Annotated in this window: 22 protein-coding genes; 6 read left to right on the top strand and 16 right to left on the bottom strand. The window is 66.1% G+C overall.

What is annotated here, in order from left to right; translation table 11 throughout:
• Nucleotides 1-651: hydroxymethylbilane synthase (gene hemC / locus HCZ97_RS19540; protein ID WP_167690790.1), on the bottom strand; the 651-nt coding region annotated here is incomplete at its 3' end.
• A gap of 460 nt (nt 652-1111) precedes the next feature.
• Between hemC and hemE the strand changes: the two genes are divergently transcribed.
• Nucleotides 1112-2146, top strand: coding sequence for a uroporphyrinogen decarboxylase (hemE, locus tag HCZ97_RS19535; RefSeq protein ID WP_167690789.1), 1035 nt, complete (start codon nt 1112-1114; stop codon nt 2144-2146).
• A 16-nt stretch (nt 2147-2162) separates the two neighbouring features.
• On the opposite strand, the gene HCZ97_RS19530 is transcribed toward hemE, so the two are convergent.
• The 5 genes from HCZ97_RS19530 to clpS all read right to left on the bottom strand — a co-directional run bounded on the left by HCZ97_RS19530 (nt 2163) and on the right by clpS (nt 6486).
• On the bottom strand, nt 2163-3146 hold the full coding sequence (locus tag HCZ97_RS19530; protein WP_167690788.1) for a YihY/virulence factor BrkB family protein: 984 nt from the start codon (nt 3144-3146) through the stop codon (nt 2163-2165).
• A gap of 110 nt (nt 3147-3256) precedes the next feature.
• Nucleotides 3257-4162, bottom strand: coding sequence for an oxygen-dependent coproporphyrinogen oxidase (gene hemF / locus HCZ97_RS19525; RefSeq protein WP_167690787.1), 906 nt, complete (start codon nt 4160-4162; stop codon nt 3257-3259).
• A 120-nt stretch (nt 4163-4282) separates the two neighbouring features.
• Nucleotides 4283-5083, bottom strand: a complete 801-nt coding sequence (locus tag HCZ97_RS19520) for an SDR family NAD(P)-dependent oxidoreductase (RefSeq protein WP_167690786.1) — start codon at nt 5081-5083, stop codon at nt 4283-4285.
• Nucleotides 5080-6135 carry a class I SAM-dependent methyltransferase gene (locus HCZ97_RS19515; RefSeq protein WP_167690785.1) on the bottom strand — a complete coding sequence of 352 codons (1056 nt, stop codon included), beginning with the start codon at nt 6133-6135 and terminating at the stop codon, nt 5080-5082. The genes HCZ97_RS19520 and HCZ97_RS19515 overlap by 4 nt, the downstream gene beginning before the upstream one ends.
• Nucleotides 6136-6144: 9 nt before the next feature.
• Nucleotides 6145-6486 (bottom strand): ATP-dependent Clp protease adapter ClpS, encoded by a 342-nt coding sequence (gene clpS / locus HCZ97_RS19510; RefSeq protein ID WP_167690784.1) that lies wholly within the window; start codon nt 6484-6486, stop codon nt 6145-6147.
• 105 nt (nt 6487-6591) lie between these two features.
• Between clpS and HCZ97_RS19505 the strand changes: the two genes are divergently transcribed.
• Nucleotides 6592-7302, top strand: coding sequence for an HAD family hydrolase (locus HCZ97_RS19505; RefSeq protein WP_167690783.1), 711 nt, complete (start codon nt 6592-6594; stop codon nt 7300-7302).
• Between the two features lie 418 nt (nt 7303-7720).
• Nucleotides 7721-9223 carry a D-alanyl-D-alanine carboxypeptidase family protein gene (locus HCZ97_RS19500; protein WP_175581790.1) on the top strand — a complete coding sequence of 501 codons (1503 nt, stop codon included), beginning with the start codon at nt 7721-7723 and terminating at the stop codon, nt 9221-9223.
• 220 nt (nt 9224-9443) lie between these two features.
• Here HCZ97_RS19500 and ccoS read toward each other — a convergent pair whose 3' ends face one another.
• From ccoS to HCZ97_RS19475, 5 genes are all read right to left on the bottom strand, one after another.
• Nucleotides 9444-9602 (bottom strand): cbb3-type cytochrome oxidase assembly protein CcoS, encoded by a 159-nt coding sequence (gene ccoS / locus HCZ97_RS19495; protein WP_167690782.1) that lies wholly within the window; start codon nt 9600-9602, stop codon nt 9444-9446.
• 5 nt (nt 9603-9607) lie between these two features.
• Nucleotides 9608-11776 (bottom strand): heavy metal translocating P-type ATPase, encoded by a 2169-nt coding sequence (locus tag HCZ97_RS19490; RefSeq protein WP_167690781.1) that lies wholly within the window; start codon nt 11774-11776, stop codon nt 9608-9610.
• 1 nt (nt 11777) lies between these two features.
• A complete protein-coding gene (locus tag HCZ97_RS19485) occupies nt 11778-12269 on the bottom strand; it encodes a FixH family protein (protein ID WP_167690780.1) in 492 nt (163 codons plus the stop codon).
• A complete protein-coding gene (gene ccoG / locus HCZ97_RS19480; protein WP_167690779.1) occupies nt 12269-13822 on the bottom strand; it encodes a cytochrome c oxidase accessory protein CcoG in 1554 nt (517 codons plus the stop codon). The genes HCZ97_RS19485 and ccoG overlap by 1 nt, the downstream gene beginning before the upstream one ends.
• A 225-nt stretch (nt 13823-14047) precedes the next feature.
• Nucleotides 14048-14956, bottom strand: coding sequence for a LysR family transcriptional regulator (locus HCZ97_RS19475; protein ID WP_167690778.1), 909 nt, complete (start codon nt 14954-14956; stop codon nt 14048-14050).
• 106 nt (nt 14957-15062) lie between these two features.
• Between HCZ97_RS19475 and HCZ97_RS20770 the strand changes: the two genes are divergently transcribed.
• Entirely contained in the window at nt 15063-15185 is a 123-nt protein-coding gene (locus tag HCZ97_RS20770) for a hypothetical protein (protein ID WP_303048733.1), read from the top strand.
• Nucleotides 15186-15556: 371 nt separating this feature from the next.
• Here the strand turns inward: HCZ97_RS20770 and ccoP are convergent, their stop codons facing one another.
• The 4 genes from ccoP to ccoN are packed head-to-tail and all read right to left on the bottom strand — an operon-like array spanning nt 15557 to nt 18996.
• Entirely contained in the window at nt 15557-16420 is an 864-nt protein-coding gene (gene ccoP, locus HCZ97_RS19470) for a cytochrome-c oxidase, cbb3-type subunit III (RefSeq protein WP_167690777.1), read from the bottom strand.
• A gap of 1 nt (nt 16421) precedes the next feature.
• Nucleotides 16422-16643, bottom strand: coding sequence for a cbb3-type cytochrome c oxidase subunit 3 (locus tag HCZ97_RS19465; RefSeq protein WP_167690776.1), 222 nt, complete (start codon nt 16641-16643; stop codon nt 16422-16424).
• Between the two features lie 10 nt (nt 16644-16653).
• Nucleotides 16654-17379, bottom strand: coding sequence for a cytochrome-c oxidase, cbb3-type subunit II (ccoO, locus tag HCZ97_RS19460; RefSeq protein WP_167690775.1), 726 nt, complete (start codon nt 17377-17379; stop codon nt 16654-16656).
• A 12-nt stretch (nt 17380-17391) separates the two neighbouring features.
• Entirely contained in the window at nt 17392-18996 is a 1605-nt protein-coding gene (gene ccoN / locus HCZ97_RS19455; RefSeq protein ID WP_167690774.1) for a cytochrome-c oxidase, cbb3-type subunit I, read from the bottom strand.
• A 199-nt stretch (nt 18997-19195) separates the two neighbouring features.
• Between ccoN and HCZ97_RS19450 the strand changes: the two genes are divergently transcribed.
• On the top strand, nt 19196-20035 hold the full coding sequence (locus tag HCZ97_RS19450) for a universal stress protein (protein ID WP_167690773.1): 840 nt from the start codon (nt 19196-19198) through the stop codon (nt 20033-20035).
• Between the two features lie 127 nt (nt 20036-20162).
• Here HCZ97_RS19450 and fnrL read toward each other — a convergent pair whose 3' ends face one another.
• Nucleotides 20163-20909: a transcriptional regulator FnrL gene (gene fnrL / locus HCZ97_RS19445; RefSeq protein ID WP_167690772.1), complete on the bottom strand. Its 747-nt coding sequence runs from the start codon at nt 20907-20909 to the stop codon at nt 20163-20165.
• A gap of 69 nt (nt 20910-20978) precedes the next feature.
• On the opposite strand from fnrL, the gene HCZ97_RS19440 reads away from it, so the two are divergent.
• Nucleotides 20979-21949: radical SAM protein (locus HCZ97_RS19440; RefSeq protein ID WP_167690771.1), on the top strand; the 971-nt coding region annotated here is incomplete at its 3' end.

Here is a 21949-nt window from a genome sequence, read left to right as displayed (position 1 = left end):
CATGTCGTCGAAGCGGCGTTCGATGCCGATGGCGCCCTGGGCCACCGCTGGCAGCATCTCGTCCGGGGACAGGCCGGTGGCCACTTCGGCCATGCCAAGGCGGTTCAGGCCAGCCATGGCCAGGAAGGTGGCCTCTGCCACGCCTTCGTCCAGCTTGCGCAGGCGGGTCTGCACGTTGCCGCGGAATTCCACCACGTTCAGGTCCGGGCGGCGCACCAGCAGCTGGGCACGGCGACGCAGGGAAGAGGTGCCCATGGTCGCGCCCTGGGGCACCTCTGACAGGCTGGTGTAGCGACGCGACACGAAACCGTCGCGCACATCTTCGCGCGGCAGGTAGCATTCCAGCGTCAGACCCTCTGGCTGGTCGACCGGCATGTCCTTCATCGAATGCACCGCGATGTCGATGCTGCCATCCTGCAAGGCCAGCTCGATCTCACGGGTGAACAGGCCCTTGCCGCCGACTTCGCGCAGCGCCTTGTCCTGGATCCGGTCCCCGGCAACAGAGATCACGACCACCTCGAAGGCCTCTTGCGGCAGGTCGAAGGCGGCGGCGATGCGGTCACGGGTCTCATGGGCCTGGGCAAGCGCCAGGGGAGAGCCTCGGGTGCCGATCTTGAGGGGGTGCGCGGGGCTGGGAAGGGTCTGGGTCATGGCAAGAGGGATAGTGGCGCCGGCGCCCCGAGGCAAGGGCGCAGGGGGGCGACATTGTGCGCTGGCGCAGGGCGCAAACCGGCGCTTTCGCCGCGTCGGTGCCGCGTCTGTATCGTGTCGGTATCACGTCGGTATTACGTCGGTGCGCAGCGCACGGCGGTGTAAGGATCTGTTATGTGCACCAGCGCACCTGAAAGAGGCCGGAAACCGGGGGTTCTGAGTTTTCCTCATAACCCCCGGTTTGGAGCGCATGCGGCGGGGGCGCATCTGTGCACGCGATGGCCTGGGTGCCAGGGGGCGTGCCCCCGACGGGTGGCGCCCCCTCGATGGGGGCGGCGCGCGTCCGCCGGCCAGGCCGGTCCCCGCCGCGACAATTGCACCGTGCCGGCCGCTCCGGCCGCCCTCGGCTTGACATTCACCGGGCGGGACGCGACCAGAGTCCCGGAAAACGGAGGCAGAGATGACGGAAAAGACGATCCTGAGAGCGCTGGCCGGGGAAACCCTTCCGGTGCCGCCGATCTGGATGATGCGCCAGGCGGGCCGCTACCTGCCGGAATACAAGGCCACCCGCGCGCAGGCCGGGGATTTCCTGTCGCTTTGCTACAACCCGGAGCTGGCGGCAGAGGTTACCCTGCAGCCGATCCGGCGCTATGGGTTCGACGCGGCGATCCTGTTCGCCGATATCCTGCTGCTGCCCCAGGCGCTTGGGGCGGACCTGTGGTTCGTCACCGGGGAGGGCCCGCGCCTGTCCACCGTGACCGATGCCGCGGGCGTTGCCGGGCTGAAGCCTGCCAGCGATGTGCACGAGGTCCTGTCGCCGATCTACGAGACGCTGAAGATCCTCAAGCGCGAGCTGCCGCAGGAAACCACGCTGATCGGTTTCGCCGGCGCGCCCTGGACCGTGGCCACCTACATGGTCGCCGGTCGCGGCACCCCGGACCAGGCGCCGGCGCACAAGCTCAAGGACGAGGATCCGGTTGCCTTCGGCAAGCTGATCGACCTGCTGACGGAAGGCACGATTGAATATCTGTCCGCCCAGGTGAAGGCCGGGGCGGAAGTGGTCAAGCTGTTCGACAGCTGGGCCGGGTCGCTGAAGGGCGCGGATTTCGATCGCTATTCGCTGGAGCCGCTCAAGCGGATCACGACGGAGCTCAAGGCGCGCCACCCCGGCCTGCCGGTGATCCTGTTCCCGCGCGAGGCGGGCGATCGTTACGTGGGCTTTGCCAAGGCGACGGGCGCGGATTGCGTGGCGCTGGACAATTCCGTGGATGCCGATTGGGCCGCCGCCAATGTCCAGGTCGATGGCTGCGTGCAGGGCAACCTGGCGCCGGGCCACATGGTCACCGGCGGCGAGGCGCTGGTGGCTGAGACCAAGCGCATCGTGAAGGCCTTTTCCGGCGGGCCGCATATCTTCAACCTGGGCCACGGGATCACGCCGGACGCGGATCCCGAGAACGTCCTGCGGATGATCGAAGCCGTTCGCGGCGGGGCCTGAGGCCCCGCTTCCTGCCCTAGGCGCGCAGTTCCGGCGGAGTCTCATCCTCCGGTTCTGCTTCGGGCACAGAGGCCCCATCCGCCTGCGAGTGGGGTTCGGAAAGTGCGCTTTCGGCCGGCACCGCTTCTGCGTCGTCTTCGGGGGAATCGTCGGAGTGGGCCGAGACCCCCTCGGAGCGCTGGCGGTCTTCGCGCAGCTGGATGTTGAGCACCGCGCCCAGCAGCACCAGGAAGGCCGAGATATAGAGCCAGAAGAGCATCGCCACCGCCGCGCCGAGCGATCCGTAGACCTCGTTGTAATTGGCGAAGTTGGACAGGTAGATGCCGAAGCCGAAGGATCCCGCCGCCCAGAGCACCACCACCAGCCCGGCGCCCGGCGTGAGCCAGCCCAGGCGTTCGCCGCGGTTGTTGGGCCCGTAGCGGTAGACCAGGCTGAGGCCCACCATGATGGCGGCGATGGCCGCCGCCCAGCGGGAGACCTCCACCAGGATGGAGGCGAAGGTGCCCAGCGGCACGAAGGCCACCACCACCGGCACGACCACCACGGAGGCCAGGGTGACGATGCCCACGCCGATCAGCGCCACGGTCAGCACGATGGCCGTCAGGTAGTGGCGCAGGGAGGTGCGGTTGCTTTCGCCGTGGATCGCGTTCAGCCCCAGGATCAGCGCCGCCACGCCCGAGCGCGCCGACCAGATCGCCAGCAGCAGCGACAGCGCGCCGGCCCAGCCCAGGGTGCTGCCGCTGGAACTGGTCAGAGAGACCACCTGGTTTTCGACAATCGAGTAGATCTCGGTCGGGATGATGTCATCGACCAGCTGAAGCTCTTCCAGGACGACCTGCGGATCGGCCACCATGCCCCAGAGCGCGACCAGCGCGGCCATGGCCGGGAACAGCGCCAGCATGGAATAGAAGGCCACGCCGGCGGCGATCAGCCCCATGTTCAACGTGGCGAAGCGGGCCATCATGCCCTTGCAAACGTGCCAGATCTCACCAAGCGTCATCACAATCCCCCAGATTGCCCCCACCCTAGTGCAGGCAAGGGGGGGAAGGAACCGCGCGCCGCGCTTTCAGGGCCGGGCGCGGCAGCAATGCCGCAACCGCAGCCTTTTGGTCAGATCCACTTCGCCAGCGGCGGCAGGGACATGAGCACCGCATTGGCATCATGGCCGGTCTCAAGCCCGAACTTGGTGCCCCGGTCATAGACCAGGTTGTATTCGGCATAGAGCCCGCGGTGCACCAGCTGCGCGTCTTTCTCGGGCGCGCCCCAGGGCATCTGGCGGCGCTTGTCGATCAGCGGCACGAAGGCCGGCAGGAAGGCGCGGCCGACATCCTGGATAAAGGCGAAGTCCGTCGCCCAGTCGCCCGAGCAATGGTCGTCCAGGAAGATCCCGCCCACCCCGCGCGCGCGGTGGCGGTGCGGTATGTAGAAGTATTCATCTGCCCATGCCTTGAAGCGGGGATAGAACTCCGGATCGTGGCGGTCGCAATGGGTCTTCTGGACGGAATGGAAATGCGCCGTGTCCTCGGCATATTCCAGGCAGGGGTTCAGGTCTGACCCGCCGCCGAACCACCAGCCATGGGGGGTCCAGAACATCCGGGTGTTCATGTGGACCGCCGGGCAGTGGGGGTTCTGCATATGCGCGACCAGGCTGATGCCGCTGGCCCAGAAGCGCGGATCCTCTGCCATGCCGGGCAGGCCCTTGCGCGCGGCCATGGCCGCCTGGGCGCGCGCGCCCAGCTCACCGTAGACGGTGGAGATATTCACGCCGACCTTTTCAAAGACCCGCCCGCCGCGCATGACGGACATCAGCCCGCCCCCCGCGTCAGAGCCATCCTCGGAGGCGCGCCGGGTCTCTGTCACCTCGAAGCGGCCCGGTGCCATCTCCGAAAGCGGCCCCTCGGCCTGCGCATCCTCCAGCCCTTCGAAAGCCGCCACGATCTGGTCACGCAACGCCCGGAACCAGCCGCTTGCCTGCTGCTTTTCCTCCACCATCTCCTGGGAAGATATCTGGGACATGGATCCGCTCCTTCATCTGGCCGGAAATACTTCGGGGTGAATTGGGCCCGGCACGGGCTCAAGAGGGGCTGGCCCCTCCCCTTCCCCTACGACGGACGCCACGCTTCAGGCATCGGGCGATCAGTGCGCCGGGGCCGCCACCGGGTCCAGCAGGGTGCGCCCGCCGTCCACGGTCATGATCTGCCCGGTCATGAAGCTGGAGGCATCGCAGACCAGGTATTGCACGGCCTCGGCCAGTTCACTGGGCGGGGCGATGCGGCTGAGGGGGGTGTGATCCTCGATATCTTCGCGGAAGTCGCTGTTGTCGCGCAGCGTTTCCTTGAGCGAGGAGGACATGACGGAGCCGAAGGCGATGGCGTTCACCCGGATGCGATGCGGGGCCAGGGCCACGGCAAGGCTGCGGGTCATCTGGTCCAGCGCGGCGGTGGAGACCGAATAGGCCATCAGGTCCGGGTGGGTCCGGCGCGCGGCGATCGACGACAGGTTCACGATGGCGCCTGCCTGGCCCTCTTCCTTGCCCTCGGATTGCTTGATCATACGCTTGGCGACCGTCTGGCTGACGCGCAGCGCGGTGATCAGGTTCTGTTGCAGCAGCGATTCCATCGCGTCGTCATCGGGATTCAGCGGATCGGAGACGACCATCTGGCGCGAGGCATTGACCAGGATGTCGACCTCGTCAAAGGCGTCGATGGTGGCAGAGAGCAGGTTGGCGATGGTCAGCTTTTCCCGCAGGTCGCCGGCAAAGTAGCGGATGTTGCCTTCGTCCGCCGCCGCGCCCAGCTCTTCGCGCAGGCGGTCTTCGTCCATGTCGGCGAACATGACGTTCGCCCCCTTGTTCGCAAAGAGCCGCCCGATGGCGAGGCCGATGCCATTGGCCGCCCCGGTCACGATGGCGGTTTTGCCGGCGATGGAAAAGCTCATGTCTTTCTCCCCTTGCGTTTCGGACCGGAGCCCGGGCGCGGTCTGCCCCCCTGACGGGGGTTGGTGCCACGGGCGCTGCTGGCACGGAACAGCTTGAAGCTGCGGGTGCCGCCCAGGGCCTCGACCGAGGCGAAGCCTTCGTCCAGCACGCCTTCGTAGCCAAGGTGGGCATTGGCCACCATGAAAAGCTGGCCCTGCGGGCGCAGCATCGCGGAGGCGGCGCGGATGAAGGCGCGGCCCAGTTCGGGATCCTGGCTGCGCGCGGTGTGGAAGGGCGGGTTCATCACCACCGCGTCCAGCTTGACCTCTGGCTGCCAGCGCCGCGCGTCATCCCAGTGGAAGCGCGCGCGTTCGTCGGTGATGTTGCGGCGCGCACAGTCCAGCGCGCCATGGTCGGCTTCGACCAGGTCCAGCGCGGTGACGCCGGGTTGGCGCAGCACCTGCGCCGCGAGCCACCCCCAGCCCGCGCCCAGGTCCGCCACGCGGCCCTTCAGCGGCGGCAGCACCTCGGCCAGCAGGGCAGAGGCCGGGTCGACGCCATCGGCGGAAAAGACGCCGGGGCGGGTGATGAAGCCGGGCGTGGCCTCACGCGCGGGGCCTTCCGCCCAATCGGCGAAATCGCCATCGGTGAACCAGAAGAGCTTGCCATGGGCCTTGTTGATCGGCCCCTCGACGCTGGCGCGGCGGCGGCAGTCCTTGAGCAGGGAATCGACGCCGTCTTCCTTTTGCCCGTCGACGATGACCGGGCCATCGGTCATGCCGCGCGCCGCGGCGATCAGCGCCCGCGCCAGGGCCTTGGCCCGCGGCAGGCAGACCAGCACGGCGGCAAAGCGGCCATCGGCCTTGAGCGCGCAATCGGGACCAAGCGCACAGGCATAGCCCGCGTCGCGGAAGGCGGCATGATCGGGGTGAAAGCCGGTGACGATCCGCAGACGGTCTTTCGGCAGGGCGCTCAGGTCCGTGCCCTCACGGGGGGCGAGGACGGCGACGGGGCCATCGGCCAGTGACAGCCCGCCCTCTTCAAGGGCAAGCGCAAGGCGGGTTCCGGTCATGGCCGGTCCCTATTCCTTTTCCATGGTGCATTGCAGCGGATGCTGGTGCTTGCGGGCGAAATCCATCACCTGCGCCACCTTCGTCTCCGCGATCTCGTGGGAAAAGACCCCCACGACGGCAACGCCCTTCTTGTGAACGGTCAACATGATCTCGAACGCCTGGGCGTGGTTCATGTGGAAGAACTGCTCAAGGATCAGCACGACGAATTCCATCGGCGTGTAATCATCGTTCAGCAGCAATACCTTGTAGAGCGGCGGCCGCTTGGTGCGGGTGCGCGTTTCCAGGACGACATTGCTGTCGCCGTCATCGTCGTTGCGGTCTGCCATTGTTACGGGCTGCTGCTTCGTCATTGCGCTCATCCGCCCCTATGGGGCATTTCTGGTGCGTGAATCAGGCGTCTATATAGCGCCCCTGCCCCCGATTGTAAGGGATCTGGACACCAAGGTTACCCGTAAATGACACAAAATGTGACAACAATCGGTTTCGATGCGGATGACACGCTCTGGCATAACGAGGTCTTTTTCCGCAACACCCAGGCGCAGTTCACCGATCTGCTGCGCGATTATGCAGATGCCGATCACCTGCACGAAAGGCTGCTGGAGGCTGAGCGGCGCAACCTGGGGCACTACGGCTTCGGCATCAAGGGATTCGTCCTGTCGATGATCGAGACCGCGATTGAGGTGACGGAGGAGCGCGTGCCTGCCGCAACCATCGCCCAGCTCATCGCCGCCGGGCGCGAGATGCTGCGCCACCCCATCGAGCTGCTGCCCGAGGCCCGCGCCGCGGTAGAGGCCGCCGCCGCCACCCACCGCGTGGTGCTGATCACCAAGGGCGACCTGCTGGACCAGGAGCGCAAGCTGGCGCAATCGGGGCTGGGAGAGCTGTTCGACGGAATCGAGATCGTCTCTGACAAGACGGCGGCGGTCTATGCCGATATCTTCGCGCGCCACGGCGATGGCGCCGAGCGGGCGCTGATGGCGGGCAATTCGATGAAATCCGATGTCCTGCCGGTGATCGAGGCAGGAGGCTGGGGCGTTTTCGTCCCGCATGAGGACAACTGGGCGCTGGAACATGCAGAGCCCCCCGCGCATCCCGACCAGGCCGCGCGCTTCCGCTCGCTGGCCTCTCTTGCGCCGCTGCCGGCACTGCTGGAGGAGATCGGCTGAGACTCGGCCACGCTCAAGCGGGGTAAGCATTTCGTCGGCCAGGAACAGCCGAGAGCATCGCAGACCCCTAGCTCACATCGGTTCACAATCCAGAAAGCCCTTGTTTTCATCAAAAACTGTGGAAAATTTGACACGTTTAAGAGGCATTTCTTGTAGGTCGGCAACCACATGTCACCACATATTGCGCGGGTTAAGTTCCATTGACAAACCCCTAAAAACAAAGGGGTTTGCCACCAAAAGGCCCTGTGGTACCATTTTCGTCATAACATCGTCAGTCGGATAACCGGCGGCGGAATGGCAGAGCGGCGTCCTGAACGCGGCATGAGGCATATAGGTGAGCGACGTGACGAAGTGGCAGGTCCGGCCCTCCCTCCGGGGGCTATTCTCTACATCCATTGCAATTCTCTGCGCGGTCTTCTTGTCCGTCGCCATCCAGGCCGGCACGGCGCGGGCAGCGCCCTATGCCGCCATCGTCCTGGATGCCCGCACCGGAGAGGTCCTGCATTCCCGAAACGCCGATACCCGGCTGCACCCCGCGTCGCTGACCAAGATGCTGACGCTCTACATCGCCTTCGAAGCGGTGGAGAAAGGGGAAATCTCGCTTGATACGCTGGTGAAGGTGTCGCGCAATGCCGCGGCAGAGCCGCCGTCCAAGCTGGGCCTGCGCGAAGGGCAGCGCATCAAGCTGCGCTACCTGATCCGCGCCGCGGCGGTGAAATCGGCCAATGACGCCGCCACCGCCATCGGCGAGGCGATCGAAGGGTCCGAAAGCGCCTTTGCCGCCCGGATGAACCGCACCGCCAAGGCGCTTGGCATGACCAACTCCACCTTCCGGAACATGCATGGCCTGACCACCAGCGGCCACCTGTCCACCGCGCGGGACATGGCCAACCTGGGCCGCCACTTGTTCTATGACTACCCCGATTACTACAACCTGTTCGGCCGGGTGACGACCGATGTGCCGGGGCGGACGCTCTACAACACCAACCGCAAGTTCCTGCGCGCCTATCGCGGCGCCGACGGGATCAAGACCGGCTACACCCGCGCCGCGGGCTTCAACCTGGTGGGCTCTGCCCAGCGGGGCAACGTGCGCATCATCGCGGCCGTTTTCGGCGGCAGCTCCACCCCCTGGCGCAACCAGCGCATGGCGGAACTGCTGAACATGGGCTTCTCGCGCGCGGAAAAGAACGTCACCGTCCAGAGGCCGCGCAAGCCGAGCTACGCGCCGGTCGATCCGCTGCTGATGTCGGGACGTGAGAACAACCGCGTGCGTGCCGTGGCCGCCAGCCTGCGCCCCGTGGCCCGCCCCCTGCCCCAGATCCCGGAAGCCGTGCAGGTGGCCGCAGCCCCCGTCGTGACCCCGCCGGAGATCATCGAGGAAGGCGACCAGGGCAGCGAGCCCAGCCCGGCAGAGATCCTGGCCCGCCAGGTGGCCGCGCTTGAGCCGCAGCCGGTGCCCGCCGCGATCGAAACCACCGTGGATGCCGCGATCGTGCCCGCCGCGCCGGAGCCCGAGGCGGCCCCGGTCCGCAGCGCGGCCCTGCAGCCCCGGGTCAAGCCTCGCGCGCGCCCGTCCAACCTGCTGACGCAGTTCCCCGCCGCCGCACCGGGGGCCGAGACCACCACGGCCTCTGCCGATGCGGGCGGCGCGGCAGTTGTGACCCGGCTGACCAGCGCCGGAGAGGCCAACTGGTCCGTCAACGTGGGCCGCTTCAACACCAAGGGGCTGGCGGAACGGGCCATGCTGACCACCGCCCTGGCCGAGATCGAGACGCTGAACGGCGCAGGCCGCGAAGTGCGCCAGAGCCCGCGCGGCTGGGACGCGACCTTTACCGGGCTGACCCGGGACGAGGCCGACCGCACCTGCCAGCGGATGGTGGCGCGCAGCCAGACCTGCTTCATGCTGCATCCGGGCACCTGAGCCCCAGCTGACAGACACGCGAAAACGCCCGGCGGAGAGATCCTGCCGGGCGTTTTCTTTTGTCGTGCTGTGTTGTGGAGCGTGAGGCCGCGGGTGCGCGGGCGCAGGGCCGGGGTATGGGTGCGCCAGGCTGGGGGCCGGAGTGCAGGTGGGGAGCGGGGATAGTGCGTTTAACGCACCCTACGCGCGGCACGGGCGGCGCGGCGGGCCTGCGGAACCCTCAGGGCTTGGGGTGCTCGTCCCATTGATCGGAGAGGATGCGCTGCGAGTTGCCTTGCGGGTCGTCGTACTGGTTGGTGCGCACGCTCCAGATGAAGGCAATAAGCCCGAGTCCGCCCAGGAAAAGCGAAATGGGGATCAGCCAGATGATGACTTCCATGGTTGCTACCTCAGCCGCAGGGCGTTGAGCGACACGGTGACCGAGCTGGCGGACATGGCCAGCGCGGCGATCAGGGGCGAACACAGCCCTGCCACGGCCAACGGTACGGCGATCACGTTGTAGAGCGTCGCAATGCGGAAGTTCTCACGAATCCGGCGGGTGGCGCGAGAGGCGGTCGTCAGCGCGCCCGGAATGGGCGTCAGATCGCCTCCCAGGAGCACGATATCGGAGGCAACCCGCGCAGCATCCAGCGCGGAGGCCGGGGAAATGCTGACATCGGCGGATGTCAGCGCAGCGGTGTCGTTCAGCCCGTCACCCACCATGAGCACGCTGTGCCCCTGTTCCTGCAGCGCGGCGATGCGGGCGGCCTTGTCGCCGGGAAGCGCGCCGGCCTGCCATTCGTCGATGCCAAGGGTGCGGGCCAGGTCGCCCACGGCCCCTGCACTGTCCCCGGACAGGAGCAGCACGCGGATGCCCTGGGCCTTGAGGTCGGCCACGGCCTGGGCGGCGCCGGGGCGCAGGCTGTCGGTAAAGCGGATCTCTACCGGGGTGCCCTGCCCGCGCTGCAGCCAGGTGGCGGTCTGCGCGCCCGGCTCTGCGCCCAGCCAGGCGGCACGACCCAGGCGCACGGTTTCCCCGTTCAGCTGCGCCTCTGTGCCGAAGCCGGGCACTTCGCGCAGGTCGGTCACCGGGGCGGCATCGCCCGAGATGGCCCCCGTCAGGGCGACGGAGAGCGGATGGGAAGAGCCATGGGCCAGCGCCAGGGCCAGCGCCCGGTCTGCCTCTGTCAGCGCCTCCAGGTTCACGGGCGTCGGCGTGCCGGCGGTCAGCGTGCCGGTCTTGTCGAAGACGACCGTATCCACGGCCGAGAGACGCTCCAGCGCGGTTTCATGCTTGATCAGCATCCCGCGCCGGAAGAGCCGGCCGGAGGCGGCGGTGGTGACGGCGGGCACGGCCAGGCCAAGGGCACAGGGGCAGGTGATGATCAGCACGGCGGCGGCGATGTTGAGCGCCAGGCGGAAATCGCCGGTCCAGGCCAACCAGCCCAGGAAGGCCAGGGCAGACAGGATATGCACGCCGGGGGCGTAAAGCTTGGCCGCGCGATCGGCGAGCGGCGTGTAGCGGCTGCGCCCGCTTTCGGCGATGGCGACCAGATCGGCCATGCGATGCAGGGAGCTGTCGCGCCCCACGGCAGTGGCGCGCAGGGTGAGCGGGCCGGTCAGGTTGACCTCTCCGGCGCTGATGGGCTGGCCGGGCGCGGCGGGCACCGGCAGGGTTTCCCCGGTCAGCAGGGAGCGGTCCAGTTCCGAATGGCCTTCGGTGATCTCGCCGTCCACGGGGCTGCGCGCGCCGGGGCGGACCAGGATCAGGTCGCCCAGGACGACCTCTGATATGGGCAGCTGCTGCTCTTGCCCGTCACGCAGGACCGTGGCGCGGGGCAGTTCCAGCGCGGTCAGCTCCTCGGCGGCAGAGCGGGCCACGGCGCGGGTGCGGTGATCCAGGTAGCGCCCGGCCAGCAGGAAGAAGGTCAGCGTCAGCGCCGCATCGAAATAGGCGTGTTCCCCCGAGAGCATGGTTTCCCAGAGCGAGGTGACCAGCGCCAGCAGGATCGCCAGGCTGATCGGCACATCCATGTTCAGCCGCCCGACCTTCAGCGCCGAGAAGGCGTTGCGGAAGAAGGGCTGAGCGCAGAAGCCGATGGCCGGCAGGGTGATCGCGGCAGATATCCAGTGGAAAAGGTCGCGCGTGGCGTCCTCTGCCCCCGACCAGACGGAGACCGAGAGCAGCATGACGTTCATGGAGGCAAAGCCCGCCACGGCCAGCCGCATCAGCAGGTCGCGCCCGGCGCGGTCCGTCGCGGTGGCCGCGATGGTGCCGGCGTCCAGCTCATGCACCTCGTATCCCGCGGCCTGGACGGCGGGGATCAGGTCAGCGGCGGTGACGGCGGGTTCGGCCTGCACCTGGGCCCGTTTCAGGGTCAGGTTGACGCGCGCCTGGCGCACGCCGGGCTGGCCCATCAGCGCCTGTTCGACCGTGTCCATGCAGGCGGCGCAGTGAATGCCGGGCAACGACAGGGTGATCTGCGCATCCGAGAGCGCGCGTTGCGCCGTCTCTTCCGCCAGGGGCGCGGCAGAGCAGGCCGGGCAGGCGGATATGGAAACGGCCTGGCCCATCTCAGCGGATCACGTGCAGAACGATGCGCTGGCGGAACTCTGTCCCGTCCTCGGCGATGGCGGTCATGCGGATGTTCCAGTTGCCGTCCGCCAGCGTGATCGGAGCTTCGTAGAATTCCCCGTTCCAGGCAAAGGCGGGGGTCACATCCGCGGCATCGATCGTGGCCCGGCCGACGATGGCGTGCAGTTCCTTCGCACGCACCGGCTGGCCATCCGCCCCGGTGATCTTGAGGTGGATCCAGCCGTCCTGCTCATCGGCCCAGACATCCCAGCCAAGCGCTTCCTGCGCGGCGCGGCGGGTGTCGAATTCCTGGCTGGCCACGTAGGAATTCTCCACCTCCAGCCCCGGGAAGGTGCGCACGGCCTGGGTCGCCATGAAGACATTCACCGCGATGATCAGGGAGAAGGCGGCGATGAAACCGGCCAGCACGTGCCACCCCTTGAGGCGAAAGCCACGGTCGGAGGCGGGATAGGGTTCGTGAAGCTCAGCCATCAATTGGCCCTCCCGTTGAAGACGGAATCCTTGCTGGCGCGGGCCCCGCTGTCGAGGTCCTCGACCCAGAAGCGGAATTCCGTACGCTCAGAGGCGGCAGCGGCGCTGTCAGCGGGCGCGACCACGTAGACACGGGCCAGTCTGGCAGAGTCCGCGGGCACGTCAACGGTGGCATCCGGCGCGCCCTCGACCTCGACCGTGAGAGAGGGGTTGCCCGCGACGCTCAGCAGGAAGGGCCGTTCATCGCCGTTCTTGTTGCGCAGGCGCACATCGTAGACGTTGCGGATGGAGCCATCGGACAGCGTGATGAAGGTGGGGTTGCGCACCGGGGCGACGGTCATGTCGATGTCCGGGCGGATGAAGAGCGCAAAGATCAGCGCCAGGCCGATCCCGGTCCAGAGCACGGTATAAAGGATCGTGCGCGGGCGCAGGATGTGGCGGATGATCGGGCGCGGCTGGGCACCGGCGCGTTCGGCCTGTTCATCGGTCAGCGCCATGTAGTCGATCAGCCCGCGGGGCTTGCCGATCTTGTCCATCACGTCGTCGCAGGCGTCGATGCAGAGCGCGCAGGTGATGCAGGCCATCTGCTGGCCGTCGCGGATGTCGATCCCCATGGGGCAGACGTTGACGCAAGCGTTGCAATCGATGCAATCGCCCAGGGTTTCCTTCTGCGGCACGGCACCGCCAACCCCGCTGGGCATCCCCGGCATGGGAATCAGCGGGCTGGTGCCGCCGGTCTTTTCGCCGGTCGCGCGCAGTTCGACATGGGCGGCCTCCGTGGCGGCCTGCATCTTGGCCCGGCGGCGGTGCTTGCCGCGCGGCTCACCGCGCCATTCGCGGTAGGCGACCGTGATCGTGTCCTCATCCATCATCGCCGCCTGGATACGGGGCCAGGGGCAGGCATAGATGCAGATCTGTTCGCGGGCAAAGCCGCCGAACAGGAAGGTGGTGAAGGTCAGGATGGCCATGGTCGTATAGGCCACCGGGTGGGCATTCAGCGTCACCAGGTCGCGCAGCAGCGTGGGCGCATCCGCAAAGTAGAAGACCCAGGCGCCACCCGTGGCCAGCCCGATCAGCAGCCAGACCGTCCACTTGGTCATCCGCAGGCGGGCCTTGCGGAAGTCCCATTTCTTCTGCCGGTGCAGGCGCAGGCGGGCGTTGCGATCGCCTTCGATCCAGCGCTCCACCAGGATGAAGAGGTCCGTCCAGACGGTCTGCGGGCAGGTATAGCCGCACCAGACCCGCCCCAGGGCGGAGGTGAAGAGGAACAGCCCAAGCCCCGCCATGACCAGCAGGCCGGCGACGAAGTAGAACTCATGCGGCCAGATCTCGATCCAGAAGAAGAAGAAGCGGCGGTTCGCCATGTCCACCAGAACCGCCTGGTCGGGCAGGTTCGGTCCCCGGTCCCAGCGGATCCAGGGCGTCAGGTAGTAGATGCCCAGGGTCACGGCCATGATCACCCACTTCAGGGATCGGAAACGTCCGGTCACACGGCGGGGGAAAATGGGCTCTCTGGCAGCGTAAAGCTTTGGGTCTTCGTCGGTTACAGACACTTGGCGACTCGCTTGTGATCGGTGTTCCGAGGGTGTTCTCGCAGTGACAGGGTGCCTAAACATTGACCTGCATCAAATGCGACATTGTTGCCGTATGTTTTTGAACGGCATTTGCAATCAGGAGTTTAGCCATACCGCGGCCCTCGCGCAAAGCGCGCCTTTGGGGGCAGGAGGCCATGGGCTGAGAGTGGCCGGCAGGGGGTTTTTGGCAGTGTGTCAGGCGGCCTAGCCGGGGGGCTTTTCCCAGGCGCCGTCCATCTGGTCGCGTACCTGGGCCCGGATCCAGCGGGCAAAGTCGCGCGCCACGGGGCGCATGGTTTCCGGCCGCGTGACCAGGAAATAGCCCTTCTTGCGCCCGTCCTCGTAAAGCAGGCGCAGGCGGCCGGCGGCCAGGTCCGGCTCCACGAAGGCGCGGGCGATGACCCCGATGCCGCGCCCGTCGCGGGCCGCATCCACCATCAGGTTGCCGGGCAGAGAGGTCACGCCCTTGCTCATGTCCAGCTTGCGGCCATGGAAGGCCAGGAAATCGCTTGCCTCTGATGTGCCGAGCTCCTGCAGCCAGGGGTAGCCGTCCAGCGTGGCGGGATCGACGGGGCCGTCGCCGGGGACAAGCCCGGGGGCCGCGACGATGGCGATGCGGGTCAGGATCACCGGGTCGGCCTGAAGCCCCGGCCAGTCACCGGAGCCATAGCGCAGGGCCACGTCCACGCCGCCCGGCCCCACCTCTTTCAGCACGGGCGTCGGGTCGATCATCAGCGAGACGCCGGGATAGCGGCGCTGGAAATCCGCGAGTCGCGGCATCAGGAAAGAGGTGGCGAAGGCCGGGGTGCAGGAGATCGTCAGGGGCCGGTCGGCGCGCTGTCCCGTAAGTTTCTCAATGATCGATTCCACCTGGGACATGCCGGAGATCATCGCGTCCGCCAGCTGCCGCCCCTCTTCCGTCAGGGCCAGCTTGCGCCCGCTGCGATTCACCAGGGGCAGGCCGAGGTGCGCCTCCAACCCCTTGATTTGCTGACTTATTGCAGCGTGACTTACATTCAGCCGCGCGCCGGCTTCTACCGTGGAGCCGGTCTGCGCCAAGGTGGCAAGTGCCCTGAGAGAGGTCAGGGGCGGGAGGGCCATCCAGTCAATCATGTAAGACAGACTTACGCGATGAAAGGCTTTCTGAATAGGGGGATCAGGTCCAGGGGCGTAGACCTGAGGGCAGAAGACACACCAGAGAGCCGAAGGAGGCCCCGACATGCTGACGATCTATGCCAAGAGCTTCATGACCGCGACCCGCGCCGCCAAAGGCCGCGCCGCCCCCGTTTCCCGGCCCGAGCCCCTGCCCCGGCTGCGCGCCCCGGGCAAGGAGAGAGCCTGAGCCATGGACCCGATCCTGTTCAGACCGCTTGACCTTGTGGCCGAGCGGGCCCGCCGGAACAGCCGCTGGCAGGGCCGTCCGCCGGCCGAGGGCGACCCCCTGCCCCGAGGCCGGTTGAAAGCCCGCTGGTGGCAGCGTTTGCCGCGGGGTCTGCGCCGGGACTAGCACCGCCTCCCCTGCCCGCTGACAGCCCCCCCGAAACGAGGAAGCCCCGCATGCAAATATACATGCGGGGCTTGCCTTTTCCCGGCGCCTGGCCGGATATTGGGTGCAGGGGCACCGGACCGTTCTGGAAACGCGCGAACAGGACGAACGGTCCGGTGCGACCCCGTCCGGTGACGAGCCGGGCGGGGGACTGTCAGGCGGGGCGGTTATTCGCCGCCGCCGAGCTGGTGCACATAGGTGGCGACAGCGCGGATCTGGGCTTCGCTCAGACGGCCCTGCCAGGCGGGCATGACGCCGAAGCGCGCGCGCTCCACCGTTTCGTGGATGGCATCGTAGCTGCCCCCGTAAAGCCAGATCGCATCCGTCAGGTTGGGCGCGCCCTGGTCGCGGTCGCCGGTGGCGTTTTCGCCGTGGCAGGCCACGCAGTTGTCGGCAAAGACGGTCGCGCCTTCTGCCACCAGCTCCGGGTTCTCAGGCTCACCGGAGAGCGACATGACGTAGTTCACCACCGCGTCGATCTGTTCGTTCTCAAGCAGGTCGTCGGTCCCGAAGGCCGGCATCTGGCTGTAGCGGGCGTCCGGGTCGTCCTCGTTCCGGATGCCGTGGCTGATCGTGTAGTGGATCTCCTCGATGGAGCCGCCCCAGAGCCAGTTGTCGTCCAGCAGGTTGGGATAGCCCACCGCGCCGGCCGCACCGGAGCCGTGGCACTGCGCGCACCAGGTCTTGAAGATCGCACCACCGGCGGAGATCGCGTATTGATCCAGGTCCGCGTTGACGGCGATCTCAGTCAGCGGCACTTCCGTGAGCTGCTGGTTGATGCCGGCATTGGCCTGGTTCACAGTGTCGATATCCTGCTGAACCTGGGCGCGGGTCGAAAAGCCCAGAAGGCCCGGTGTGGCGCTGCTGATCAGCGGCCAGGCGGGATAGGCGATGGTATAGCCGATGCCCCAGATGATGGTGATGTAGAAGGTCCACAGCCACCAGCGCGGCATCGGGGTGTTCAGCTCTTCGATCCCGTCCCAGGAATGGCCGGTGGTGCCGTACTTGTCTTTCAGGTCATTGTCGCTCATCTCACGCTTCCTTTTCCGTGAGGGCTGCCTTGCCGGCAGACTTGGCTTTCTTTTCGGCCCCGGCGGGACTCTTCTCATGACGGAAGGGGATCCCGGCCGTGTCCTCGTGGATCTTCCGGCTGCCCGGGCGGAACACCCAGAAGATCACGCCGAGAAAGAACAGGAACAGCGCCAGCAGCATCCAGCTGTCCGCGAACTGTCGGAATATGGAATAGGTGTCCATCTTGCCCTCCTCAGCGACTTGCGTCTGGGTTGAAGGTTGAGAAGTCCACGAGCGTCCCCAGCATCTGCAGGTAGGCCACGAGGGCATCCATTTCGGACACGCCGGGCTCACCGTCGAAGTTGCGGACCTGGGCGCCGGGGTAGCGTTCAAGCAGCCCGTCGATATCGCCCCAGGGGTCGATCTGGACGTTGAAGTCCGACTGGCCGTTCTCGATCATCTCGTCGGTGTAGGGCACGCCGACGGTCCGGTGGGTCTGCATCAGGTCCTGCACGTGACGGCCATCCAGGCGCGCGTTCAGCAGGAAGCCGTATTTCGGCATCACCGATTCCGGCACGACGGATTGCGGATCCGTCAGGTGATCAACGTGCCATTCATCCGAGTAGCGCCCGCCGACCCGGGCCAGGTCCGGCCCGATCCGCTTGGACCCCCATTGGAACGGGTGGTCGTACATGGATTCCGCCGCCAGCGAGTAGTGGCCGTAGCGCTCCACCTCGTCGCGCATCGGGCGGATCATCTGGCTGTGGCAGACGTAGCAGCCTTCGCGGATGTAGATGTCACGCCCCGCCAGCTCCAGCGGAGAGTAGGGGCGCACGCCTTCCACTTCCTCGATCGTGTTCTCGAGGTAGAAGAGCGGCGCGATTTCCACGATGCCACCGATGGTGACCACGGCAAAGGAGCAGGCCAGCAGGAGCGTTGCGTTCTTTTCGAGGAACTTGTGTTTGTCGAGAATTCCCATTGGTCCTGTTCCTTATTCCGCGGGCACGAGGCCGGCCTCGGTTTCCACGGCAGGCTGCGCCTTGACCGTGAGCCAGAGGTTCACACACATGATGACCCCGCCTGCCAGGTACATCACGCCGCCAAGACCACGGGTGACATACATCGGGAATTTCGCTGCCACGGTGTCCGCGAAGGAGTTCACCAGGAAGCCGTTGGCATCCACTTCGCGCCACATCAGGCCTTCCATGATACCCGAGACCCACATCGAGGCGGCGTAGAGAACGATGCCGATCGTGGCGAGCCAGAAGTGCCAGTTGACCAGCGAGAGCGAGTAGAGACGCTCACGGTTCCAGAGCTTGGGCACCAGGAAGTAGAGCGCGCCGAAGGTGATCATGCCGTTCCAGCCAAGCGCACCGGAGTGCACGTGCCCGATCGTCCAGTCGGTGTAGTGCGACAGGGAGTTGACCGCGCGGATGGACATCATCGGGCCTTCGAAAGTGGCCATGCCGTAGAAGCCGACGGCGATCACCATCATCCGCAGCACCGGGTCGGTGCGCAGCTTGTCCCAGGCCCCCGAGAGGGTCATCAGGCCGTTGATCATGCCGCCCCAGCTGGGCATCCACAGGATGATCGAGAACACCATGCCAAGGGTCGAGGCCCAGTCAGGCAGCGCGGTGTAGTGCAGGTGGTGCGGACCGGCCCAGATGTAGAGGAAGATCAGCGCCCAGAAGTGGATGATCGAGAGCTTGTAGGAATAGACCGGACGATCGGCCTGTTTCGGGATGAAGTAGTACATCATGCCCAGGAAGCCCGCGGTCAGGAAGAAGCCCACGGCGTTGTGGCCGTACCACCACTGGGTCATAGCATCCTGCACGCCCGCGAAGAGCTGCACGGATTTGCCGCCCCAGATGGAGACCGGGATCGAGAGGTTGTTGACCACGTGCAGCATGGCCACGGTCACGATGAAGGCCAGGAAGAACCAGTTCGCCACGTAGATGTGGGGTTCCTTCCGCTTGATGATCGTGCCCAGGAAGACCGCAAGGTAGGCCACCCAGACGACGGTCAGCCAGAGGTCGATGTACCATTCCGGTTCCGCGTATTCCTTGGACTGCGAGCCGCCCAGAACATAGCTGAGCGCGGCCAGCACGATGAACAGGTTGTAGCCCCAGAAGACGAACCAGGCGAGGTTACCGCCCCAGAGCCGTGCCGCGGAGGTCCGCTGGACGATGTAGAAAGAGGTACAGATCAGCGCGTTGCCCCCGAAGGCGAAGATCACGGCGCTGGTGTGCAGCGGGCGCAGGCGGCCGAAGTTCAGCATCCCCTCTGCCCAGTTGAAGTTCAGCGCCGGAAACGCCAGCTGGAACGCGATGAAGACCCCCACGAGGAAGCCGACAACGCCCCAGAGAGCCGTTGCGATGACGCCGTATTTCACCACGTCGTCCATGTATGCGCCGGATTTGTCGATCGCGACCAGCTCGTCATCTGTTTGGCGAAGCACCCAGATGAAGAGGCCGCCACTGACGAACATCACAACGATGGCATTGACCATATAGGCCAGATCGCGGGCGTAATTCGCCGCGATCGCGGCAAACAGCGTGATCGCCGCCAGCGCGATGAGCTTGATTGCATTATTCATTTCGCGTCCCTTTTTTTCGTCCTGCGGGCGAAGGAATCCCGCATCGCCGAAGATCCTTGCCGTGCTGAATGCCGCCCGCCGGGCAGAATTACCTTGATCTGTATCAACAGCTTGACGGAATCGAGTTGATTAGGATCAAGGTTATCAAAAAATAAAATTTGTAGAGTCACCTTATCAGAATTCCAAGCAGGAGGCTGCCATGGCCTATAGAACAATTATGACCGTCCTGACCTCGAAAGAGGCCGTGGATGGCTTGCTGGATCAGGCGATCGCGCTTGCATCAAAGCACGATGCGCATCTCGACGTGTTGTGCCTGGGCGTGGATCGGGCGCAGATCGGCTATTACTACGGTGGCGCGGATGCAACGATCCTGCAGGATGCGGTTGACCGGGCCGTGGCCGAATCAAAGGACATCCAGGCGGCCGCTGACAAGCGTCTGACGGGGGAGTCGATTCGGTGGTCCTCGGAATCCGACCTGGCGCAGCTGGGCGACATCGGCCGTCGAATCGGCTGGCAGGCGCGATTCGCGGACGTGGTGCTGCTGCCCAAGCCCTATGGCGAAAACAAGGGCGTGGAGCTTGAGCCGGTGATGGAAGCCGCGCTTTTTGACGGGCGCGCCCCGGTCATCATGCTGCCCGAGGGCGCCCCGGCGCCGGTCGCGCCGAAGAAGGTGCTGCTGGCCTGGAACGAAACGCCGGAGGCCCTGGCCGCGATCCGCAAGGCCATGCCGATCCTGAAGAGCGCCGAAGAGGTCCATATCGTGGTCATCGATCCACCCGCCCATGGGCTGGACCGCTCCGATCCCGGCGGGATGCTGGCCGGCTGGCTGTCGCGTCACGGCGTCTCTGCCGAGATCGAGGTGATCGCCAAGACCCTGCCGCGGATCTCCGACCTGATCATGCGGCACGCCACGGAGCTGGGCGCGGACATGGTGGTCATGGGGGCCTATGGCCATTCCCGTTTCCGCCAGGCGATCCTGGGCGGGGCGACCCGCAACATGATGGAAGGCACGACGCTGCCGGTCTTCCTGGCGCATTGATCGACTGAGAAAATCAAAGGGGCCGTTTCCAACAGGAAGCGGCCCCTGCCCGAAGGTTTGGGGCCGATGTCATCTGATCTGGGGAAAGGCGGGGACGGCGCAGGCTAGAAAGTTCGGGCCCGAAAGTTCAGGCCAGCATCCCGCCGTCGCTGTCATCCCCGGCCTCTTCCAGCAGGCGCGAGAAGTCGGGCACGGTGACGTGGCGCTTGCCTTCCAGCAGGATCACCTCTTCCCGTTTCAGGGCAGAGATCTGGCGGCTGACGGTTTCCAGCGTGAGGCCAAGGTAATCGGCCATGGCTTCGCGGGTCAGCGGCAGGTCAAAGGTCAGGCAGCCGCTGGGCTCTTTCATGTTCAGCGTGGCTTCGCGGCGCAGGATGATCACCATGAGAGAGGCGATCTTTTCCCGCGCGGTCTTGCGGCCCAGTACCAGCATCCATTCGCGCGCCGCATCCAGCTCATCCAGCGTCATCTGCAGCAGGCGCTGGCCGATATGCGGCGTGGTTTCCATCAGCTTCTCGAAGGGTTTCTTGCGGAAGCAGCACATCACCAGGTCAGAGGTGGCGACCACGTTGTAAGCGGCCCCGTCCCGGCCCGGACGGCCGACGAAATCCGACGGCAGCAGCAGGCCCACCATCTGGGTGCGCCCGTCTTCCATGGTTTGGGTCAGCGTGGCGATGCCGGAAACGACGGAGCCGACGAAATCCATCCGATCCCCAGACCAGATCACGGTCTGCCCGGCCTCGTAGCTGCGGTAATACTTGATGCCTTCCAGCACGGCCAATTCATCCGCATCACACCGGGCACAGACGGCACGGTGGCGGATCGGGCAGTCGCTGCAATCATGCGGCGCAAGGCTGAGGTCAGGCTGAAGCATGGCCCCTCTGAGCTAGGTTGTTGATCTGGGTCAAGGACGACGTCGCGCGGTCCGGTCAAGCCTATCGGCATGGTCAAGAAAACGCAACTTGAACGGCTGGGTCTGTTTGACGCAAAGGTACCGCGTTACACCAGTTACCCCACGGCCCCGCATTTCACCGGCTCCGTGAGCCCGTCGCAACATGCTGCCTGGATGGAAGCCATTGGAGAGACTGCAAAAATCTCTCTCTACGTCCATGTGCCCTTCTGCCGGAAACTCTGCTGGTTCTGCGCCTGCAGGACCCAGGGAACGCAGAGCGATGCGCCGGTTGCCGCCTACCTGGAGACCCTGCTGGACGAGCTGAAATTGCTGCGGGCGCACCTGCCCCGGGGCGTGCGCCTGTCGCGGCTGCACTGGGGTGGCGGGACGCCCACTTTGCTGGGTGCGGGCATGATGGAAACCCTGGCCGGGGCCATCGAAGAGGTCGTGCCCATGGCCGAGGGGGCCGAGTTCTCGGTCGAGATCGATCCCAACGAGATCGACGCCGCGCGGCTGGCCGTGCTGGCCCGGGCGGGGATGAACCGGGCCTCTGTCGGGGTGCAGGATTTCGATCCCGAGATCCAGCGCTCCATCGGGCGCGAACAGAGCTTCGAGCTGACCCGGGACATGGTCCTGGCGATTCGCGAGCACGGGGTGCACAGCCTGAACACCGACATCCTGTTCGGCCTGCCCTACCAGACCCCGGCGCGGATCACGGAGAGCGTGCAGAAGCTGCTGAGCCTCTCGCCCGACCGGGTGGCGCTTTACGGCTATGCCCATGTGCCCTGGATGGCGCGGCGGCAGTCCATGCTGCCCTCTGACGAATTGCCCACGCCGGCGGAACGGCTGGCGCTGTTCGAGACCGCGCGCGAGCTGTTCCGCTGGGATGGCTACGCCGAGATCGGCATCGACCATTTCGCGCTGAAGGGCGACGGGCTGGAGGTGGCGCAGAAGGCCGGGCGGCTGCGGCGCAACTTCCAGGGCTACACGGATGATCCGGCAGAGGTGCTGATCGGGCTTGG

The sequence above is a fragment of the Pseudooceanicola sp. HF7 genome, from assembly GCF_011806405.1.
Taxonomy (GTDB): Bacteria; Pseudomonadota; Alphaproteobacteria; order Rhodobacterales; family Rhodobacteraceae; genus Pseudooceanicola.
Note: the sequence above shows the minus strand (reverse complement) of the source record. Positions and strands in the feature narration are given on the sequence as shown.

Bases quoted from the DNA above. Each gene is read 5' to 3' on its own strand.
- hemF (WP_167690787.1), bottom strand. From the start codon at position 4,162: ATGTCCCAGATATCTTCCCAGGAGATGGTGGAGGAAAAGCAGCAGGCA.
- ccoP (WP_167690777.1), bottom strand. From the start codon at position 16,420: ATGAGCGACAATGACCTGAAAGACAAGTACGGCACCACCGGCCATTCC.
- HCZ97_RS19475 (WP_167690778.1), bottom strand. From the start codon at position 14,956: ATGATTGACTGGATGGCCCTCCCGCCCCTGACCTCTCTCAGGGCACTT.
- fnrL (WP_167690772.1), bottom strand. From the start codon at position 20,909: ATGCTTCAGCCTGACCTCAGCCTTGCGCCGCATGATTGCAGCGACTGC.
- HCZ97_RS20770 (WP_303048733.1), top strand. From the start codon at position 15,063: ATGCTGACGATCTATGCCAAGAGCTTCATGACCGCGACCCGCGCCGCC.
- HCZ97_RS19450 (WP_167690773.1), top strand. From the start codon at position 19,196: ATGGCCTATAGAACAATTATGACCGTCCTGACCTCGAAAGAGGCCGTG.
- HCZ97_RS19465 (WP_167690776.1), bottom strand. From the start codon at position 16,643: ATGGACACCTATTCCATATTCCGACAGTTCGCGGACAGCTGGATGCTG.
- clpS (WP_167690784.1), bottom strand. From the start codon at position 6,486: ATGACGAAGCAGCAGCCCGTAACAATGGCAGACCGCAACGACGATGAC.
- ccoS (WP_167690782.1), bottom strand. From the start codon at position 9,602: ATGGAAGTCATCATCTGGCTGATCCCCATTTCGCTTTTCCTGGGCGGA.
- hemE (WP_167690789.1), top strand. From the start codon at position 1,112: ATGACGGAAAAGACGATCCTGAGAGCGCTGGCCGGGGAAACCCTTCCG.
- HCZ97_RS19485 (WP_167690780.1), bottom strand. From the start codon at position 12,269: ATGGCTGAGCTTCACGAACCCTATCCCGCCTCCGACCGTGGCTTTCGC.
- HCZ97_RS19520 (WP_167690786.1), bottom strand. From the start codon at position 5,083: ATGAGCTTTTCCATCGCCGGCAAAACCGCCATCGTGACCGGGGCGGCC.
- HCZ97_RS19490 (WP_167690781.1), bottom strand. From the start codon at position 11,776: ATGGGCCAGGCCGTTTCCATATCCGCCTGCCCGGCCTGCTCTGCCGCG.
- ccoO (WP_167690775.1), bottom strand. From the start codon at position 17,379: ATGGGAATTCTCGACAAACACAAGTTCCTCGAAAAGAACGCAACGCTC.
- HCZ97_RS19505 (WP_167690783.1), top strand. From the start codon at position 6,592: ATGACACAAAATGTGACAACAATCGGTTTCGATGCGGATGACACGCTC.
- HCZ97_RS19530 (WP_167690788.1), bottom strand. From the start codon at position 3,146: ATGACGCTTGGTGAGATCTGGCACGTTTGCAAGGGCATGATGGCCCGC.
- HCZ97_RS19515 (WP_167690785.1), bottom strand. From the start codon at position 6,135: ATGACCGGAACCCGCCTTGCGCTTGCCCTTGAAGAGGGCGGGCTGTCA.
- ccoN (WP_167690774.1), bottom strand. From the start codon at position 18,996: ATGAATAATGCAATCAAGCTCATCGCGCTGGCGGCGATCACGCTGTTT.